Here is a 14,963-nt window from a genome sequence, read left to right on the forward strand (position 1 = left end):
CTTATGCCAAGCTTAGCTCTTGCTAAGATAAGCCAGATTCAGCTAGCAGAAAATCAAAGTAAACTCTTTGAGTTTGATAGCCCAATTAGCAATGTATACGTGGCGAATAGTCAATATGCCAAAGTACATTCACCTTCAAATAACAGCATTCTTATTCGAGGCCTTAAATTAGGTAAAACCGATGTGGTGGTTTTTGGTGCCAATGATAAAACCATTGCGCACTATCAAGTACAGATAAGCGCAGACCTATCTCGATTAGAGATGAGTGCATTAAAGCACTTCCCAGATGCGTCAATAAGCTTTCAACAAATGGGCACCATGCTTATCGTCAGTGGTGAGGTGAATACTCCACTGCAGGCAAATGAAGTGCTAAATATGGCACAGGGCTTTGCAAAAACGCACCTTAAAATTGAAGAACAACAGCCTCCATTAGTCGCAACACCAAAAACCGGTGCAGAAGGTACTGCAGTCGGTGGCGGTGGTATAGGTAATTACCAGCAAGTAATTAATAAATTAACCATTGCCGGCTCTGATCAAATAAATATTTCAGTGCGTATTATTGAAATGCAACGCTCAACCAGTGAGCAGTTAGGATTACGTTGGAACGCAGTAGGTGAATATTTAGCATTAGGCGTCTCGCCAGGTAAATATGCTGCGCCATTGGCAGCAGTGGGTGCCATCGAAAAGAAAAATATTAATGCGATTATCGATGCTTTAGTTCAAAACAGTTTAGTGAATGTACTTGCTGAGCCTAACTTAACCGCTAAATCAGGAGAAACAGCCACGTTCATGTCAGGCGGTGAATTCCCTATTCCTGTTGATAATAGCGATGATGGCATCACTATCGAATTTAAAAAATTTGGTATCTCCTTAGAGCTAACACCCACTTTATTAAGTGCTAATCGTATTAGCTTAACCGTATCCCCTGAAGTATCGACCATCAGCCACCAAAATAGTGTCACGCTCAATGGCGTATCAGTTCCGGGTATTGAAGCGCGACGCACAACGACCACTGTTGAACTTGCCGATGGGCAAAGCTTCGCACTAGCAGGCATGATTCGCACCTATCGAAATCATAAGGTCGAAGCACTGCCAATTTTGGGAGAAATTCCATTTCTAGCCCCTTTCTTTAGTACTAACAGTTACACCAATGCAGAAAGTGAATTAGTCATCATTGCAACGGCACGTTTAGTACAACCAACAAGTTCAGCAGGTAATTTATCAAGCCCTCTTGATTCTTTTAGAGCACCCAGCCGCTTTGAGCGTTTATTTTTTGGCGAGTTAGCGAATAAAGATAAACCCCGTTTGTTTGGACAATATGGTTACAACTATTAGGCACTTATGTATGAAAAAAATAAAACTGATTAGTCTCTTCGTGCTACTTGTTGGCACTGTGGCATGCACATCGACCCCTACTAACTATGTTGAAAGTTATCGCTTTAGTAGCGAAACAGACACATTAACCAGCCGTTTAAGGGAAGTGCTATTACCACTTGCCGCACGCGCAGAAAAAGGGCGCTTAACTGTGGCAATAACGGGTCCAAAAATCACAGCTGAAAAAGAAAAAATGTTATTAGATGAGATGAAAAGAAACCTGCTTATCGATGTCATTTTAGAGCCTATTGAGCAACAACAGGACTTCTATGAAGTGGCACTAGAGGTAAAACTAGCAGCAAAGACCTGCCGCTTTAATCAACAGAAAGTGCCTTTATCTGATTCAGCGTGTTTATTAAAACGTAATCAATATTTACAACTAGTCGATAACGCTACGTGGGAAAGGGGCCTGAAATATATCAATAATGATTCAGCGCTTGCGACCGGTGCAGTGCAAAGACTCTTTGAAAACCGTATCAAAATTGCTGATAAGCAACCTGTGACGGGAGAATAATTATGTCATCAGAAAAAACTAACATATTGGCCTTTGCCCTGAATAAAACCACGCTAGAGGCCCTACACGCAATCAACTTAGAACTCGCTGGTTCATTACAATGCCAACTCGGTGATATCAACAAAGCCACACAAACTTTAATCGAGCAGGGCGCTCCAGATATTTTAATTGTCGATGGCGGACAGTGTTTACAATTAGAGTCTGCATTATTAGCATTATCAGAGTATTGCCCACCGCAGATGAAGTTGATTGTACTCGGTGAAAAGACAGATTTGTCTCTGTATCGAAATCTACTTTTTGCAGGTGTCAGTGATTACCACACAACACCCTTAGATCAAGACGTATTACGCTTAAGCATTCTACATTTACAGGGAAAAAAGCTAAACAAAGTCTTACGTCAAGGTAGAACCATCTGTGTCATTGGTTGTGCGGGCGGAACAGGTGCAAGCACGGTTGCTAGTAATCTTGCTTGGATAATGGGCCAAGAACAAAAGCAACGTGTTGCTTTGTTAGACTTTGACCTTTTTCATAGCCAGCATCCTATTTTATTAGGCATGGATTATGAACCTTCTCTCAATAATTTATTAAATAATGCCCAACGTATTGATGCAACTCTATTAATGCACAGTGCACAACAAGTAAGCCCTAACTTACATCTTTTTTATGATCAAAATTCTCACCTTAGTTTTGAGCATATTGAGCAACCAGAATTGTGTGTAAAAGCGATGGCAGAACATTATGGAACCGTCATTTTAGACATTCCTGACTTACGTCATCCCGCACTATTAAAAATGCTAGATCAGGCTGATATTTGCATTTGGATCAATGATGCCAGCCTCAGTGGTTTCCGGTATATCGATAAATTACGTCATCGATTCAGCAATCAAGAACAACGAAACTTACTGGTCTACAACGCGAGTCGACAGGCCAAAGCACGTATCCCTAAAGCAGAGATTGAGCGAGCAGCCACTATCAAAATTTGTTGTGAATTGCCTTTTGACGATAAAGCGTTTTTAAATGCAGAGTCTCAAGGAACTCCTTTAGTTAAAGGTAAGAGTAAATTAGCTAAGCAGCTTCGTTCACTGGCATTGCAAGTCAGCAATGTTCAAGAGGGATAAAACATGTTTGGTTTTAATGCGAATACTACTAGCCAGAAAACCCAGCGTAGCCACGAGTTGTTGGCTATTTCAGAAGATGCACGAGAAGCTTTTTATGAATTAGTCGATCCCTCGGTAGCCGCTAAGCTTTCAAGTGAAGAACTACTACCCCGTGTCACAGCGGCACTTAACAAGCTCTCTGAGCAAAAAATGTTGCCATATAATAATCTCGAATTAGTTCAGTTATGCCACCAGCTGGTAGATGAAATGAATGGTATTGGCCCCATTCAACCGCTTCTAGAAGACGATACTATTTCTGATATTTTAGTAAATGGTCCCGACACGGTTTATATCGAGCGTTTTGGTAAATTACAAAAAACAGATATCCGTTTTCGCGATGCACAACATGTTTTAAATGTCGCGCAACGTATCGTTAATGCGGTCGGGCGTCGTATTGATGAATCAACACCACTGGTTGATGCGCGCTTAAGCGACGGTAGTCGAGTCAATATTATCGCGCCTCCGTTGGCACTGCATGGTACTTGTATCTCTATTCGTAAGTTTCCGGCCAGTAAATTACAGCTCAGCAATATGGTCACAACGGATAGTTTGTCACAACCGATGGCTGACTTTCTGGCTATCGCAACGGCCTGTCGTTTTAATATATTGGTCTCGGGGGGCACAGGATCAGGCAAAACCACCTTATTAAATGCGCTTAGTAAAAACATTAGTAATGACGAACGTATTTTAACCATTGAAGATGCAGCTGAATTGTCATTAGACCAACCACATTGGGTTGCATTAGAAACACGTAATGAAAGCAGTGAAGGCAAAGGTGAAGTTAACGTTCGTGCATTAGTTAAAAATGCGCTGCGTATGCGTCCTGATCGTATTATTTTAGGTGAAGTACGTGGTGCAGAAGCCTTTGATATGTTGCAAGCCATGAATACTGGTCACGATGGTTCATTGTGCACCTTACATGCCAATTCCCCCGAAGACGCTCTATTGCGTTTAGCGAATATGTTACTGATGGGATCAGATCGTTTATCCGAAAATATTATTCGCAGTCAAATTGTCAGTGCAATTGACTTAGTCGTACAACTTGAGCGAATGCGTGATGGCAGTCGTCGCATCACTGCAATTAGCGAAATCACCGGTAGCGAAGGTGATCGAATATTAATGTCGCCTATTTTTAAATTTAATATTCAAGAAAGTATTGATGAGAAAATTAGCGGCACTTATCAAAGCTATCAGGTATCTCCTGCTTTACTTAATAAGTCTGCTCATTTTGCTAAAAAATCAGCCTTACAAGAGACACTGAAATGACTTTTCTGATCATCGCATTCACTTGGTTATTACTGTGTATTTTGGCATGGCTCTATTTACAAAAAAAAGCCACCTGGAATTTACAACTGCAGCGTTATAGTCGCGAGACATTAGCAACACAATCTATGTCTCGATTCTCTTTTATGAGCTCTTGGTTATGGCTACAAAACTTAAAAACATTCCTAGGGGCAGAGAAACTACGTCGTTGGCAGTTAATACTTTGTATAAGCATTGTGGTTAGCCCCTTAATACTGGTTAGTAATGGCATGAGCTTGTGGTTTGCTGTGTTAATTACCTTTATCAGTGCAGGATTATTTGTGTGGTTTGCTTATCTACAGATACAACAACAGGCGATGGATAATTTTCGTAAAGAATTACCCGACGTAATTGATGGGTTAATTCGTGCAATCCGTGTCGGCTCCCCCTTAGCCGATGTGTTTGAGATGATCTCCATGCAGCAAAAGGGCAGCATCGCGCGTTTATTCAAACAAATGTGCGATGAGCTAAAAGTAGGGCAGACAATACCAGAAGTGATGAGAAATGCGGCACAACGTATGCCTATTGCAGAATTTCGTTTTCTCACCATTGTATTGAGTTTACAACAAGAGACGGGAGGCCGTTTAGCCGATGTATTGAGTCGTTTAAGCAATACTTTGCGTGATCGTCGAGAGCTGGAATCGAGTATTCAAAGCATCACGTCTGAGTCTCGTAATTCAGCCAAAATTCTTGCGCTATTGCCGGTCTTTGTTTGTTTAGTGTTGTTTACCTCTGGCAAAGCACATTTTCATTTCTTAATGACCTCTAGTTCTGGGCAAATGATTATTGCCTATGTCTTAAGTAGCATTCTATTAGGGTTGTATCTGATTCGTCGTATGACGCAATTAAAGGGCTGATCATGTTATCTATAAATTTAAATACTTTATCGCTCTCTCTGAGTGACCCCTTGAGCTTAATCGCTATCGCAACGCTTATTTTGATCCTATTTATGACTGTTTTGCTACTACAAGAACAGCAACATAAAAATATTAAAAAACAGTGTCAGCGCTATCTATTTAGTTATGTCGAAACAACCGAGTTAACAAGCAAAAATAGTGGGTTTTCTAAAATAGGACTGCTTTACCCGGTCTCTGGAAAAGAAGCGAAACGCTTAATGCAACTACTCGAACAAGCAGGTTTTCATCATTTAAACGCGCTTAATCAAGTTCGGGCGGCTAAATTATTGTTTGGTTTATCTTTTGCTTTATTAACACTGATTTGGCAACTCACTAAAACACCAGAAATAAGCGCGATGACGGTTATGTTTATCTTGGTTTTTTATGTGATCGGTTCAAACATCCCAGAGTATTGGTTAAAACGCTCAGCCACTAAGGCACGCCAAGCTCAGCAACATGTGGTGCCCGATGCGATTGATTTACTGGTCATTAGTGTAGAAGCGGGATTATCGTTAGATCGTGCGATTGAAAAAGTTGGCCATTATTTACGCCATATCGAGCCAGGATTATCGGCACACTTTTTACGTACCCACGCAGAAATGATCGTCATGGGTGATCAGGCTGAATGCATGAGGAAACTAGGTTGGCGAAGTGGCCTTGAAGAGCTGAAACGTCTTGCGAACACCTTAGTCATGGCGCAAAAATATGGCTCACCACTGGCAGATACAATGCGTACCATTAGTGAAGATGCGCGTTTATTGCGAAAAATATCGCTTGAAGAACAGGCTGGTAAGTTACCCGGACGTATCACGTTAATTCAAATGGCCTTCATTATGTTGCCGTTATTAGTCTTAATTATTGCTCCCACCATGAATCTTTTATTAGAAAGTTTGAAATAAATAGGAAAAATGATGTTAGAAACAAAAAAACAGATGAACCAGCATTACTTTAGTGCTTGGTTACTGTGTTGTTTATTGCTCAGTGGCTGTGCTTCAACCGAGCAAAAAAATGAACAATATAGTATTGATAACAATGCCTCACTGGCACAGGCCGCTTTTGATTATGCACAATACGATAAAGCGACCGTGCTGTATCGCACGCTCATTAAATCAGCACCAAAGAGGCCAGAGTTCCAAGTAATGCTCGCGAGAAGTTTATACCAGCAAGATAAAAAAAAGGCGGCTCAGAAAATTTTACACTCGCTCTTAGCACAAGGAGAATCAACAGATGCGGCTTTGTATTTAGGAAAATACTTACTCAGAGATAGCCGAGTAAAAGAAGCCACGACGGTTTATCAACAAGGCTTAAACATTGCTTCATCACAAATCATAGCCGCGGATAAGTTAGCCGCATTACACAACGGATTAGGCGTTGCCTGGTTAAGTGAAGATCAGTTTGAAAAAGGAAAAATGGCCTTTGTAGAAGCGATGTTATTAAACCCTGACGATCCTAGTTATCGCTCAAATCTCGCATTATGTTGGTTACTAAGCGGAGATACTAAACAAGCACGTGACGTTTTTACGCCCCTATTAAGCTATCAAAAACTGCCCGCGCAAGTTGAAATGAACTTTGCCTTGTTATTATTGGCAGAAGGCAAAGAACAACAAGCACGCAAGGTATTATCTCGCTACCTTTCTTCTAGCCAAATTGATCAAGATATTAACCAACTAAAAGCAGGGCTAGTCCAGTGAATCGAGGGCCTTTAAAATACAAGCAAAGAGGTATTGCCAGCGTTGAAGCCGCTTTCATGCTACCGGTATTGCTGATTGTGGTGTTTTTATTCTTTGATTTAGCCCGTGTGCATTGGCAATACACACTATTGGATCAAGCCATGCGCCAAACCTTACGTGAACTGGTCTCCGAAGACTGGACTGAAACAGCCTTAACCAAAGGAGTCATTAAAGCAAAAATACAAAAACATGGTTATGGCATGTTAGAGCGAATAGACGTTAATACACGCCAATATGATTCACTGAAAGAGATGTTGGCAGCCCAAGATGAGGAAACAGAACAGGCGGTCGATCAGATTAAAGCTCCGTCACAACCTATTTCCAAAATCGATGTCACTTTACATACCAGCATGATATTAACGCCCACTTCATTTCTAGATAGCAAAGAGTTGAGCTATACCAGCACCTTAATTTTAAATCCTGAAAAACTATTTGATTAATATGAAACTAATATCGAAACATCACAGTAAAAATAGACATAGTCAACGTGGCAGCATTAGCATCGAAACGGCTTTGTTATTACCCGTGCTGATCATACTAACCTTAGCTGCTGCCGATATATTCCAACTACTACGTGTTGAGCAGAAGCTTACCAACATTAATTATAATATTACCCAGATGGTCACCACCAAAAAGACCCTTGCATCACAGCGTGAAATTGAAAAATTTCATTTCTACACAAAATTTGCACAACAGCAATTAAACCAAACCATACCGGGAGAAGCCAGCCTGGTTATTGAACGATATAGCGCAGAAAACTTACAGGTATTAACGCTGTTGCAAAGTGGAGGGGCTTGTAACCCAACTGCACCCTGGCCTGATTTACGCATTGGTACGCTCATTAGAGTGACCTTGTGTTTCCAGCCGGACCAGAGTGTTTATCAAAAATTGCCTTGGTCTATGTGGCCTGCATCAGGGTTTAAATCTCATTTTATTCAGGAAGTACATTAAGTGAAAGGTTATCGATACAATAGCGGTTCAGTCTCGCCTATGTTTGTAATGTTGTTACTCGCAATGTTAACTTTTATGGGTGTTGTGGTAGAAACCATTCGTATTAATATTGCCAAAAGTCGTGTTTCTGCAATAGGTGATAGCGCGCTCTATTCTGCTAGTGATAGTGATGTAGCTTACAGCGATGCGCGTCAAATAGTGAAGAGTAACCTTTCCCATACAGATAAAAACGGGCTAAATAATGGCCAAATTTTATTACAACAGGGAGAACAGGGAAGCACGTTAACATTAACCAACAAGTTGGATAACAGTGTAAATCTTCAAAGCTTTGAAGATCCCCAACCTAACTTAGTGGTTTCTTATCAGGCACAAACAACACAAGTCTTAACGACACTGGAGATTGCTTTTTCAATTGATGTATCGGGCTCAATGGCTGGTCCATATTTAGATCAAACCATCAAAGGCTTACATGATTTTTCAGATATAATTTTTGAACATGAACGTAGGAATGATGCTAAAACAATTAGTATAGTGCCAGCGACTGGATACGTTAATATCGGAAATTTCCCTCATTTTTTTGATCAAAAAAGTACTCGGATTCCACGTTCTATACGTAAGTTAGCAAGGGAGCAGAGATGGAGTTCTTTATTAAATCAAGAAATACCAGGTCGAGATAGAGATGCTTTTTGCGCTCGATTAGACGAAAACATTGATGGCATCAATAGCCCTAGAGATATCACCGCTAACTGGATACGTAGCCTAGAAGCGGCCCCCTCTAGGCTGAAGAAATTGAAATTACAGTACTCCGTTAAACAACCCGTCAAAAAAGAATACTCCCAAGGTACACCACTAAAAGAATATATACCCACTGGAAATCGTAATCCCTACCTAGATGGAAGGCGTGATAACCAAGGTATTTTTGATGATGTCGATTGTGGTATTAGCCAAATTCAATTGATGGATAATACTTACCAACAATTCAAAAATAGTATTAATAATCTATATGACGAACATAATACCAATAACGCAGAAGGCGTACTTTGGGCTTGGCGAGTCTTGTCACCTAAATGGAAAGGATTATGGGATAGCAGACAACCAGATCAACCAAGAGCATATGACCTTAAAGATAATAAAAAAATAATGGTACTGTTTTCAGATGGTAAGCATCTTATTCAAACTGAAATTCGCGATCGTAAGCAGTTATTACTTTGTCGTGAAATGAAACGTCAAGGAATCATTATTTATAGCATCAATTTTGAAAGTCGTTCAGACATTGTGAGATCTTGTGCGAGCGAAGGAAAATATTATCGGGCGAGTACACGTAATATTCGCTCGGTGATGAAAAGCATTGCTCTTGCGATCAATGAAATTAGACTCGATTAAGTGTCGTAATAGTTAATTAAAACATCACATTAAATACTCGGCTCCTCGAATAATATACTTGAGGGGCCAAAACAACGATCATAAATAGAAACCGTATTCTCTGCATTAAAGCCGTAATCACCACCATTCCAGCGATCTATACCCGTTACCAATCAAGGTGCTTTATTCAGTCGCTAGCTCGGGTACCAAGGCAAGACGCAACATGATGACAATGGCTAGCCCTTATCAAATGTTGCAACGCAGAATTGGTTTCCGAGCTAGCGACCCGTAGGGCAAGCGATGAGGCAAACACCTTCGTTGTTAGGAAGTATTGATTGAACTAGTTAGACCTTCAACTTCCTGCCTAAAATCTGTTCACCTCATCACTTGCTGAACTTTGCAACTTGAATGGTGACGGGTATAGGTGAGACGCTTGCTGACGCAATAATGTGGGATCAGGATATCTTTTATTCCATGCTTCACATCTATTTAACACCGCTTCTTTAACCAAAACATACTGTAAGTATTCCAAGCTAGAGGGGTTTAATGCCTCATTCATCTGGTAACTAATAAAACGCTTTAATAACTGTTGAGGTTGGTTCTGAGGTTCAGGGTTTAGTTGGTAATCCCCCGGTTCATTTTGTAATAAAATAGCCGGGTAGTTGACCCCATCAATGGTCAGTGGCGCAAACAGGTTAAAATAGAAATGTAGGCCAATATAATTACTGGCTAAATCTGCATTCGAATAAATACCACTGACCCAACGGCCATAATAACTATCTTCTGTTTCCATGCCCCAAGTTACACTTTTTGCTAACGCGACTTGGTCTGAGTCCCCCTCCGCTTTGGCTTGATTAAAATGTTGATAATACTGAAAACCTTCATTAAAAAGATGGCCTAATTTATCCATGCCAATTTCAATATCGTAGAGTTTAATGGTTGATGAGAAAATAAAATGGCTAGGATGTAAAAAGCGATGAAACCCCGCATAAGCATAAATAGTATCAAAATGGTTAGGCGCAAAGCTTGTCGCTAAACCATCTTTCATTCCCGTTGAATAGGGGGTGATATTAGTAATGTTTCCCCAAATGGCATCCTTTTTCTCTTCCGTTGCAATAGCTCGACCCACGTTTTGAGTTATTATTTTTGCAATACCCTGTTGGCTTTGTGTGAGCTGAAAATTACGCAGGTAGGGTTGTAAACCTCCTCGTAGTGATATTACCTGTTGCTCTAACATGGCAGCTTGGTGGTGTAGCAAGGCACGCTTAGCATTATTTAACTGTTCAATCTTAGAGGCTAAATCAACTTCTCTTTTTCTGATTTCATCTGGATAGGTTGTTCTATAATAAGCGGCCAACTTAAGGCTAAGTTGTAGTTTTTCATAGACATAACGGCTCACCTCTTCACCTGTTTCAGCAATCGGTTGAGCGGACAAAGTATACTGGTCAGTCTCCCACGCAACCGCCCGACAACTCAATAACAGGGCGGTAATCATTAATAAAAAACGGGCCATTACTCGTTAATGCGTTTGAAAATAAGCGAGGTATTAATACCGCCAAAAGCAAAGTTATTACTCATCACGTAATCACAATCGATCTCACGTCCAGACCCTGTGATGTAATCTAAATCACCACATTCAGGATCTACGTTTTTCAGATTAAGTGTTGGGTTAAACCAACCATCATTCATCATTTCGATAGCAACCCAAGCTTCCACCGCGCCACAAGCGCCTAAGGTATGGCCGAAGTAACTTTTTAATGAGCTAATTAGCATGCCTTTACCTAACGCACCTTCGGTAGCATTAGTTTCAGCAACATCACCACGATCAGTCGCGGTACCATGTGCCGAGACATAACCAATTTGATCAGCAGATAAATCAGCATCTTTAAGTGCCATTTCCATGCATATTTGCATGGTTTCTTTACGTGGTTGTGTCACATGGCTTGCATCGCAATTGCTGGCAAAACCCACCAGCTCAGCATAGATAGTCGCGCCACGGGCAACCGCGTGTTGGTATTCTTCAAGCACTAATGTACCCGCACCTTCACCAATCACTAATCCATCTCTGTCTTTATCGTATGGGCTAGGCGCTGATTTAGAGTTATCGTTCTTTAAACTAGTCGCAAAAAGTGTGTCAAAAACAGCCGATTCCGTCGGGCATAGTTCTTCACCGCCACCAGCAACCATAGCCGTTTGTTGACCGTATTTAAGCGCCTCATAGGCGCCAGAAACCTCCTCTACCTTAGGCCAGTCTTTCATATGCCCAGACTCATTGGGTAAATTAATCATCAGGGTATCACCCCAATCAAATAGATAAATACGACTCATCATGCTCCCTGCCTATAAAGTTAAAACTGCAATGTATTCATGTTACCTGAAGATGTCTTGCCAGACACAAGCTTAAAGTCGTATAAGTAATAAACATAAGCACAATCACTAAAAACATTAATTAAAGCCAGCATGCATAAAGTGCAGCATAATATTCGCCTCTGTTCACTGTTATCGATTGATTAAAATGCCTAATAAACTGTAAGAGAGCGACCTTTATTTACCCATTAAGAATCACTTACAAACGTTGGGTTTTGAAGTAAAAGGGGAGATAAAAGATTGTGATATTGCAGCTCAAAAAGATGATCAGTTAATTATTATTGAGCTTAAATTAAACCTTAATATCACCCTGTTATTGCAAGCTGTGGATCGCTTTTCCCTGTCTGATATCGTCTATATCGCAATCCCTAAGCAGTGCACTTTATATAAAAAACAAAGTAAGCAGGTAAAAAAACTCATCAAGCGTTTAGGCATTGGTTTAATGATCGTGGATATACAAAAAACAGCACAATATGTGGAAGTTGTTTTTGACCCGCAGATTACACTCCACGTATAAAAAAATGTAAACAGGCTGGTTTATTAAAAGAGTTTAATCAACGTATTGGTGATACACAAAAAGGCGGTTCAACGAAATCTAAAGCGGGATTAACCGCTTATCGCCAACGTTGTATCCGCGTTGCTGAATACCTAAGCCAACACCCAGTAGCAAAAGGGGCTGATATTAAAAAAGCGATTGGTGAAGAATAAACGACTAATTTTTTAAGTAAAGATTATTATGGCTGGTTTGAAAAGATAGAAAGAGGGGTTTATCCATTGTCAGATAAAGGTAAAAATGAGTTGACGAAGTGGTTAATAAAATTGAATCAGGTGAGTGATAAACCTGATTCAATTTATGAGAAGCTCACAGAAAAAGACTTAAAAATAATGAAATAAGGTTAATTTTGCCATCACATCTTCATCGCGCCATTGTTGATGACTAATTTTGCTTCGCAAAGCCCAGTCTGTATCAAAAGCCCAATTCCAAGCAAGGTTAAGCTGGTTATGATAATCAACATCTGTATCTACTAACCACATTATATTGCCCGTTAATGCGATCTTATTATTGTTATTTACCTGCCAAACGGTACCTAACTCACTGCCTAAACCTACTTCAACGCTGTTGTTAGTAATATCTCCACCATTAAGCTCAAAAGAAGCCAAAAAGTAAGCATGTAGAGCATTAGGATCACCAATTGATTTACCATATCCTCCCTGTGTAAACCAACGGCCACTGTGTTTTGAATTATCAACTTGACGGTCATAGCCGATACGGATATTCCAAGACCAACTAGTAAATATACGATTATCAGGTGCTAATGACATCGCATCAATCAAATACAAACGCTCAATTCGGCTGTTAAGATCATTATTAATACTTGCCTCAATATCTAAGAAACTAATTTTTGCTCCCGGAATAAATCCAGCTGATTTATCTAATAGATCATGGTATGCCAGCCGGTAAGAAAGACTGTAACGCGTGGCGTTATCATCATAACCATTAATAGATAATCCTAAACGTGATGATGAATGACCAAGTTCGGGAGAAATTTCAGGTTGTAATGGTTGTGTAAAAGCAGAGGGTAGTTTTATTTTGCTGCGCTGAATTAATAAATTAGTTAGCCGTGGTGCGATTGATTTTCTACTTAACCCTTGATCATAAAACTCAAAATTTAACCATTCGTAAGCCATTTCTAAAATAGAGGCCTGTTTTTGACTTGTAAAACCAGAAAGATCAACTGATTTTCCATCTTTTATATCACGTGCAGCTTGTAACTCTTGATCGGTCATTTGCTCCGAAAAATGAAATAATTTAGTCCCAAAAGCAGGCCGATAGTTAGGCTCGTCTAATAGTTGGTTGTCTCTTAATGCCGCCACGGTATCTGAAGGGATAGCATGCATCGAAAATGAGGAGGTTAAATCAAGGTCTTCTCTAGCAAGTTGCAATAAACCAAGTAATTGATAAGAGCAATTTTCATCTATGAAATAATAATCGAAGGTCGCAAACTGTAATTCCCATAAATGTAACAGTATCAAGTCAACCTCACTGGGAGTCAATTTCAACTTATATTCCCAAATATCACGTGATTCTAAATCATTATATTCTCGTACTTTTCGGTAATATGGCATCAAGGAGAAATTACCGGGATATTGACCAACTAACCCTTTAAATGCATAAGTCGCTGCATTATCGTCTGCATCAGGTTCTGCTGCAAAATTAACCGCAAAAGCCACTAACTCTTTGTTGCGCGTTTGATTTTTAGCATCGATTCTTAATAAGGTATGACCAAACATTGAAGAGGGGTTGTTCATAAAAGCAGTCGGGAACACGAGCGTAATACCTTCTGGCTCTATTACAGATTTCCATTTGTTGAATTCGACACAATTAGGATCTACCCAATCATTTTCTACTTTACTTTTTAACCAAGTAAAACGAGCTGGAAACTGACACATCGCTTGGTTTACTTGGTATTTAGTTAACCCTTCACCATTAAAGGTATCAACAGTTGCCTGTAACTCCGCACGAGGGTCTATTTTTCCATTATCAGCAAGAAAGAAATTATGGCTATCTACTTCACTTTTCCAATCCGATAAAGTAGCTGTTCTATAATGCCCCAGTTGTAACCAATACCTATTCTGTGCAAGGTTGTCTAATGAGTAAACAGTGGCAAATAACGAAGAGGGAAAATAGATAAATAAGATTGCTAATATTTTACTTTTTATATTCATATCTCTCACAATAAAAAAGCCCCGTTTGGGGCCTTATTATAAGTTTAGTGAAATTAACTAAATTATAATGTGTATGTTGCTAATGCTACGTTATTAGACATTAAGCTATTTAGGTTTTCTAGAACAGCTTGTGAAGTGACGTTTTCAGACGTAAATACTTCAGAGAAGTTTCCTTGTGCAACTTCATTAAATGTAGCTTGATCTTGCTCAGCAACACCCCAAACAGTAGCAAGTGTAGACAAAGTTTCACCTTCGCCTTTAGACATATCACGTGCAAGGTTATCCATATTGCCATCAATAAATAGCGCTAGTTTTTCTGATGATGTTACAGGACCTGTTCCGTCACAACCTAATGTACCAAAAGTAATACCAAACGTTTGGTTGCCTGAAGTACCGTTCGTTGTAGCACCAAGTACTTTAACGACTTTACCTTCTTGTCCAGCAAATACCATTGAACCTAAACCACAACCAATGTCTTGATCAGCCATAACGCTAGTGAAAGGTAGTAAAGAGATTGCTGCTACTGCGATTAGTTTTTTCATTTAAATAAATCCTTATTTTAAAATAATATTAACGTATACAT

At 39.8% G+C, this 14,963-nt stretch carries 14 protein-coding genes and 2 pseudogenes; 12 read left to right on the plus strand and 4 right to left on the minus strand.

Annotated elements, in window-relative coordinates; translation table 11 throughout:
• Positions 1 to 3 precede the first annotated feature (3 nt).
• From CXF74_RS04935 to CXF74_RS04980, 10 genes are read left to right on the plus strand one after another with little or no spacing between them, the layout of a single operon-like run.
• Complete coding sequence (locus CXF74_RS04935; protein ID WP_269800759.1) at positions 4 to 1,335, plus strand: type II and III secretion system protein family protein; 1,332 nt, start codon at positions 4 to 6, stop codon at positions 1,333 to 1,335.
• Between the two features lie 10 nt (positions 1,336 to 1,345).
• Positions 1,346 to 1,888 (plus strand): hypothetical protein, encoded by a 543-nt coding sequence (locus tag CXF74_RS04940; protein WP_101081285.1) that lies wholly within the window; start codon positions 1,346 to 1,348, stop codon positions 1,886 to 1,888.
• Between the two features lie 2 nt (positions 1,889 to 1,890).
• On the plus strand, positions 1,891 to 3,006 hold the full coding sequence (locus CXF74_RS04945) for an AAA family ATPase (RefSeq protein WP_101081286.1): 1,116 nt from the start codon (positions 1,891 to 1,893) through the stop codon (positions 3,004 to 3,006).
• Between the two features lie 3 nt (positions 3,007 to 3,009).
• The gene (locus CXF74_RS04950) at positions 3,010 to 4,311 is read left to right on the plus strand and encodes a CpaF family protein (RefSeq protein ID WP_101081287.1); all 1,302 of its coding nucleotides are present in this window, start codon (positions 3,010 to 3,012) and stop codon (positions 4,309 to 4,311) included.
• Positions 4,308 to 5,204: a type II secretion system F family protein gene (locus CXF74_RS04955; protein WP_101081288.1), complete on the plus strand. Its 897-nt coding sequence runs from the start codon at positions 4,308 to 4,310 to the stop codon at positions 5,202 to 5,204. The genes CXF74_RS04950 and CXF74_RS04955 overlap by 4 nt, the downstream gene beginning before the upstream one ends.
• 2 nt (positions 5,205 to 5,206) lie before the next feature.
• Positions 5,207 to 6,142 carry a type II secretion system F family protein gene (locus tag CXF74_RS04960; RefSeq protein WP_269800760.1) on the plus strand — a complete coding sequence of 312 codons (936 nt, stop codon included), beginning with the start codon at positions 5,207 to 5,209 and terminating at the stop codon, positions 6,140 to 6,142.
• A gap of 12 nt (positions 6,143 to 6,154) precedes the next feature.
• Positions 6,155 to 6,934, plus strand: coding sequence for a tetratricopeptide repeat protein (locus tag CXF74_RS04965; RefSeq protein ID WP_198552785.1), 780 nt, complete (start codon positions 6,155 to 6,157; stop codon positions 6,932 to 6,934).
• Positions 6,931 to 7,413, plus strand: a complete 483-nt coding sequence (locus tag CXF74_RS04970; protein ID WP_101081289.1) for a TadE/TadG family type IV pilus assembly protein — start codon at positions 6,931 to 6,933, stop codon at positions 7,411 to 7,413. The genes CXF74_RS04965 and CXF74_RS04970 overlap by 4 nt, the downstream gene beginning before the upstream one ends.
• A gap of 1 nt (position 7,414) precedes the next feature.
• Positions 7,415 to 7,924: a TadE/TadG family type IV pilus assembly protein gene (locus CXF74_RS04975; protein ID WP_101081290.1), complete on the plus strand. Its 510-nt coding sequence runs from the start codon at positions 7,415 to 7,417 to the stop codon at positions 7,922 to 7,924.
• Positions 7,925 to 9,307, plus strand: a complete 1,383-nt coding sequence (locus CXF74_RS04980) for a TadE/TadG family type IV pilus assembly protein (protein WP_101081291.1) — start codon at positions 7,925 to 7,927, stop codon at positions 9,305 to 9,307. It begins immediately after the preceding gene.
• A gap of 343 nt (positions 9,308 to 9,650) precedes the next feature.
• On the opposite strand, the gene CXF74_RS04990 is transcribed toward CXF74_RS04980, so the two are convergent.
• Together CXF74_RS04990 and CXF74_RS04995 are read right to left on the minus strand one after the other, a co-directional pair.
• Entirely contained in the window at positions 9,651 to 10,799 is a 1,149-nt protein-coding gene (locus CXF74_RS04990; protein ID WP_101081292.1) for a hypothetical protein, read from the minus strand.
• A pseudogene (locus CXF74_RS04995) lies at positions 10,799 to 11,509 on the minus strand (beta-ketoacyl synthase N-terminal-like domain-containing protein); the annotation flags it as partial. The pseudogene CXF74_RS04995 and the gene CXF74_RS04990, both read right to left, overlap by 1 nt.
• Positions 11,510 to 11,861: 352 nt before the next feature.
• Here CXF74_RS04995 and CXF74_RS22405 point away from each other — a divergent pair.
• Together CXF74_RS22405 and CXF74_RS22410 are read left to right on the plus strand one after the other, a co-directional pair.
• Positions 11,862 to 12,170, plus strand: a complete 309-nt coding sequence (locus CXF74_RS22405; protein WP_232772440.1) for a hypothetical protein — start codon at positions 11,862 to 11,864, stop codon at positions 12,168 to 12,170.
• Positions 12,167 to 12,547: pseudogene (locus tag CXF74_RS22410) on the plus strand (DUF2161 domain-containing phosphodiesterase). The gene CXF74_RS22405 and the pseudogene CXF74_RS22410 overlap by 4 nt, the downstream one beginning before the upstream one ends.
• On the opposite strand, the gene CXF74_RS05005 reads toward CXF74_RS22410, so the two are convergent.
• Both CXF74_RS05005 and CXF74_RS05010 read right to left on the minus strand, forming a co-directional pair.
• A complete protein-coding gene (locus CXF74_RS05005) occupies positions 12,530 to 14,380 on the minus strand; it encodes an Lnb N-terminal periplasmic domain-containing protein (RefSeq protein WP_101081293.1) in 1,851 nt (616 codons plus the stop codon). The pseudogene CXF74_RS22410 and the gene CXF74_RS05005 overlap by 18 nt on opposite strands.
• A gap of 62 nt (positions 14,381 to 14,442) precedes the next feature.
• Positions 14,443 to 14,922 (minus strand): DUF3015 domain-containing protein, encoded by a 480-nt coding sequence (locus CXF74_RS05010; protein WP_101081294.1) that lies wholly within the window; start codon positions 14,920 to 14,922, stop codon positions 14,443 to 14,445.
• Positions 14,923 to 14,963 lie beyond the last annotated feature (41 nt).

The organism is Psychromonas sp. Urea-02u-13, from assembly GCF_002835995.1.
Lineage (GTDB): Bacteria > Pseudomonadota > Gammaproteobacteria > Enterobacterales > Psychromonadaceae > Psychromonas.

What these genes read in the sequence shown, in the direction of transcription:
- CXF74_RS04945 (WP_101081286.1), top strand. Translation starts at nt 1,891, where the DNA reads ATGTCATCAGAAAAAACTAACATATTGGCCTTTGCCCTGAATAAAACC.
- CXF74_RS05005 (WP_101081293.1), bottom strand. Translation starts at nt 14,380, where the DNA reads ATGAATATAAAAAGTAAAATATTAGCAATCTTATTTATCTATTTTCCC.
- CXF74_RS04940 (WP_101081285.1), top strand. Translation starts at nt 1,346, where the DNA reads ATGAAAAAAATAAAACTGATTAGTCTCTTCGTGCTACTTGTTGGCACT.
- CXF74_RS04965 (WP_198552785.1), top strand. Translation starts at nt 6,155, where the DNA reads ATGTTAGAAACAAAAAAACAGATGAACCAGCATTACTTTAGTGCTTGG.
- CXF74_RS04955 (WP_101081288.1), top strand. Translation starts at nt 4,308, where the DNA reads ATGACTTTTCTGATCATCGCATTCACTTGGTTATTACTGTGTATTTTG.
- CXF74_RS05010 (WP_101081294.1), bottom strand. Translation starts at nt 14,922, where the DNA reads ATGAAAAAACTAATCGCAGTAGCAGCAATCTCTTTACTACCTTTCACT.
- CXF74_RS04950 (WP_101081287.1), top strand. Translation starts at nt 3,010, where the DNA reads ATGTTTGGTTTTAATGCGAATACTACTAGCCAGAAAACCCAGCGTAGC.
- CXF74_RS04975 (WP_101081290.1), top strand. Translation starts at nt 7,415, where the DNA reads ATGAAACTAATATCGAAACATCACAGTAAAAATAGACATAGTCAACGT.
- CXF74_RS04960 (WP_269800760.1), top strand. Translation starts at nt 5,207, where the DNA reads ATGTTATCTATAAATTTAAATACTTTATCGCTCTCTCTGAGTGACCCC.
- CXF74_RS04935 (WP_269800759.1), top strand. Translation starts at nt 4, where the DNA reads ATGCCAAGCTTAGCTCTTGCTAAGATAAGCCAGATTCAGCTAGCAGAA.
- CXF74_RS04990 (WP_101081292.1), bottom strand. Translation starts at nt 10,799, where the DNA reads ATGGCCCGTTTTTTATTAATGATTACCGCCCTGTTATTGAGTTGTCGG.